Source organism: Armatimonadota bacterium, assembly GCA_031459715.1.
In the GTDB taxonomy this organism is placed as follows: Bacteria; Sysuimicrobiota; Sysuimicrobiia; order Sysuimicrobiales; family Humicultoraceae; genus Humicultor; species Humicultor tengchongensis.
In genome coordinates this window covers 1-3,326 of record JAVKIA010000071.1, presented here as the reverse complement: position 1 = coordinate 3,326, position 3,326 = coordinate 1, and the positions used below count along the sequence as shown (strand labels likewise).

The window sequence follows — 3,326 nt, the reverse complement described above, 5'->3', positions numbered from 1 at the left end:
CAGCACGACCCACGACATCTGGTTGGAATCGATCCCCGCCGGGGGCAACGTGCCGTGGCTGTTGTCGTAGTTGAGCAGGCCCAGGCTGAGCTGCTTGAGGTTATTGGCACAGGACATCCGCCGGGCCGCCTCGCGGGCTGATTGCACCGCGGGTAGCAGGAGCGCCACCAGCACCCCGATGATGGCAATCACGACCAGGAGCTCGACAAGCGTGAATCCCTGGCGGTGTGGAGCAATGCGGTGGATCATACGAAATCCTCCGAACCCGAGAACCCGTATTCACGCCCTCAGAGATGGCCTGCTTGCGGCGGCAAACAGGCTACGAGAAGCGGGTTTGCCCAACCTGCGTTTGAGTGTACGCTCTCTGCTCCCTCCCGTCAATCAAGTTTCCCACCGTCCTGAAAAAATTATCCTGCGATCTACTTTTTTATCGTAAACCGGATGATATACTCACGGACCGGGTTTTCGGCGCCTGCAGAGCCTCCTGCGGCAGCCGGGGTCTCGGCGCCGGGCGGATCACGCCGGCAAGAGGGCCGATTCCCCTGGGTCGCTGCGCCGGCGGTTCCGGCTCGCGCGATGGCCCCTCGGTCGCCTCCGCCGTCTCCACCGTCCCCGGTCGAATAGGAGCACAGGAAGATGACTGGTTCCTGGCACAGGGTGTTTTTCTGGTTGCTGGGCTGCGGACCGGTGCTGTCCGCCTCCGCCGCTGAGCCGTTCATCGAGAAGTACGATCTCTTTCGCGTGGGAGAGGATCCGGCCTGGCAGCGCTATCACATCCCGGGCATCGTGGTCACAGCGCGGGGCACGGTGCTGGCCTGGTGCGAGGCCCGCAATCCGGAGGGGGACTGGGCCGACATCCGCATCCTCCTGCGCCGCTCGAGCGACGACGGCGTGACGTGGTCTGCCCCGCAAAGCATTGCTGAGGTGCCCGGCCCGAAAACGAAAAATCCGCTGGCCCTGGGGCTGCGCCGTGTTCGCAAGGAGGATGTGACCTACAACAATCCCGTGCTGATTGCCGACCGCGACGGCACGGTGCACATGCTGTTCTGCCTGGAATACATGCGCTGCTTCTACCAGCGGAGCCTCGACGAGGGGGCGACCTGGAGCCCGCCCGTCGAGATCACAGCGACCTTCGAGGCGTTCCGGAGAGACTATCCCTGGATGGTGCTCGCTACGGGCCCCAATCACGGCATCCAGCTCCGCAGGGGGCGTCTGGTGGTGCCCGTGTGGCTCTCCACGGGAACCGGCAGCAATCCACATCACCCCAGTGTCGTGGCGACGATCTACAGCGACGATGGCGGAAGGACCTGGCAGGCCGGGCAGATCGCCGTCCCCTGCACCGAGGAATGGGTCGATCCCAATGAAAGCGTGGCCGTCGAACTGGCGGATGGCCGGGTGATGCTCAATGTCCGCAATGAATCGCCTGCCCAGCGGCGGCTGGTCACGATCGGGCAGGACGGGGCGAGTGGCTGGGGCCGCCCCTTTTTCGACCCGGCCCTGCTCGAACCGATCTGCATGGCTGGTCTGGTCCGCTACGACCACGACGGCCGGCGGTTGTTGCTGTTCAGCAATCCGCACAATCTGGCACGCGCGGACGGCCGGCCGCTGAAATACCGCGACCGTCGCAATCTTTCGGTGAAAGTCAGTGCGGATGAGGGCCGGACGTGGCTCCTCTCCAAGGTGATCGAACCGGGACCCAGCGGCTACAGCGACCTGGCGGTCACTCCCCGCGGCACGATCCTCTGCTTCTACGGGCGCGGCGCGAGGCCCGGCTATGCGGGCGAGGCACTGACGGTCGCACGCTTCAATCTGGCCTGGCTGGAGGAGCGGCAGCCATGAAAAGAAGACCGGTGGGGATGTGGTGGGGATCCGTGCGTGCGGCGGCCGCTCACGCTCAGGGTGTGGTGGAAACAGACCTGTGCGTGTACGGCGGCACCGGCGGTGGCGCAGTCGCCGCCGTGCAGGCGGCGCAAATGGGCAGGAGGGTGGTCCTGGCCGGAGGCAAGCCATGCTCTACGGGAACGCATCGCCCGGGAGCATGCCGATTACCATCGCGGCCTGCTGCATTGCCTGGCCACCGACCCGCGCGTTCCGGAGCGAGTCCGCCACGAGATGCAGGGCTTGGGCCTCCCCAGGGGATGAATCCATCGACCATGGCGGCTGGCCGCACCAGCTTTACGTCCGCGAAGCCCGGCGGATTGTGAAGGAGGGCGTGGTTACCCGCGAGGGGAAAGTCACGGCGGGCCGTGGCGGTGCACCGCCCTGCCCGATCATCTACGGGGTCGTGGTCCCGCGGCGGAGCGAGTGCGACAATCCGCTGGTGACCTTCGCTCTGTCGGCCAGCCATGTCGCGTTCGCCAGCATCCGCATGGAGCCGGTGTTCATGATCACCAGCCAGAGTGCCGCTGCGGCCGCGGTGCGGGCCCTGGACGAGGACCTCGCTGTGCAGGATGTGGACTACACGAAACTCCGCCGACGCCTGTTAAGGGAGGGTCAGATCCTCGAGCGGGCCGCGGAGACCAGTCGCTGAGGGAAGGGCCTTCCCCCCGAATGCCCGGCCTCCGGAGCGTGCGGCAGTCTCGGCAAGCCGGCAGGCGGTACCCTGGTTCCGGCAGGCCGCTGGAAGGTGGTGGACCGCTCCCCTGCCTTTGCCTGCACGATCAGGCCCGGCGCGTTCAAGTTGCGGTCAAAGGCTGGGCGCAGCGGGGCCCGGCGCTGCTTGAGGAAACGCGAGGAGTACGCCGGAGGCGTTTGCGGGTTGCGACGATTCCGTGCGGCGCATGCGGCCACGGCGGGCCTCGCGGTCCGTCGACTGCGGGCTTTGCGCTGCAGGCTGGTCGGTTCCAGCATCCCCTTCCTCGGCAGCCTTTTCAGGGACCATGCCCGAGGGGACGTCGGACGGAGGAAAAAAGGGAATCGTGGACCGGCCCGGAGAGGCTGGGTTGGAGGACGCCCGGACGGGAAACCAGTTAGGAAGACCGCGGCAGGTCCTCCGGATGCCGCCGGTTCCACCACCATTTGTGCAGGTCCACGGCCGGGATCACCAGGATCGCCACGCCGATCGCCGTTGCCCAGGCCCCCAGGCTGACCGGCTCGGTTTTCAGGATGTTCTGCAGGAACGGGACGTACATACTGATCACATGGACCAGGAACGCTCCCAGGGTGCCGAAGAGGAGCACCGGGCTGCGCAGCGGCGAAAGGGCGAAGGCGGAACGCAGTTCCGAACGGCAGTTGCCGATGTGGAAGTTTTCCGAGAGCACCATCGTCAGCAGGAGCAGATTCCGGGCCTGGTCGACCTCCCAGCCGAGCAGCTTCAGCTCGTAGAA

General features: G+C 66.2%; 4 protein-coding genes. 2 read left to right on the top strand and 2 right to left on the bottom strand.

Annotated features, from left to right (window positions below; all coding sequences use genetic code 11):
- Positions 1–249, bottom strand: a 249-nt coding sequence (locus tag QN152_13770) for a DUF1559 domain-containing protein (GenBank protein ID MDR7540570.1), incomplete at its 3' end; no start/stop codon positions are given.
- Between the two features lie 387 nt (positions 250–636).
- On the opposite strand from QN152_13770, the gene QN152_13765 reads away from it, so the two are divergent.
- Both QN152_13765 and QN152_13760 read left to right on the top strand, forming a co-directional pair.
- Positions 637–1,839, top strand: a complete 1,203-nt coding sequence (locus QN152_13765) for a sialidase family protein (GenBank protein ID MDR7540569.1) — start codon at positions 637–639, stop codon at positions 1,837–1,839.
- Between the two features lie 373 nt (positions 1,840–2,212).
- Positions 2,213–2,530, top strand: coding sequence for an FAD-dependent oxidoreductase (locus QN152_13760; GenBank protein MDR7540568.1), 318 nt, complete (start codon positions 2,213–2,215; stop codon positions 2,528–2,530).
- Between the two features lie 439 nt (positions 2,531–2,969).
- Here QN152_13760 and QN152_13755 read toward each other — a convergent pair.
- Positions 2,970–3,326, bottom strand: a 357-nt coding sequence (locus QN152_13755; protein ID MDR7540567.1) for a cation-translocating P-type ATPase C-terminal domain-containing protein, incomplete at its 5' end; no start/stop codon positions are given.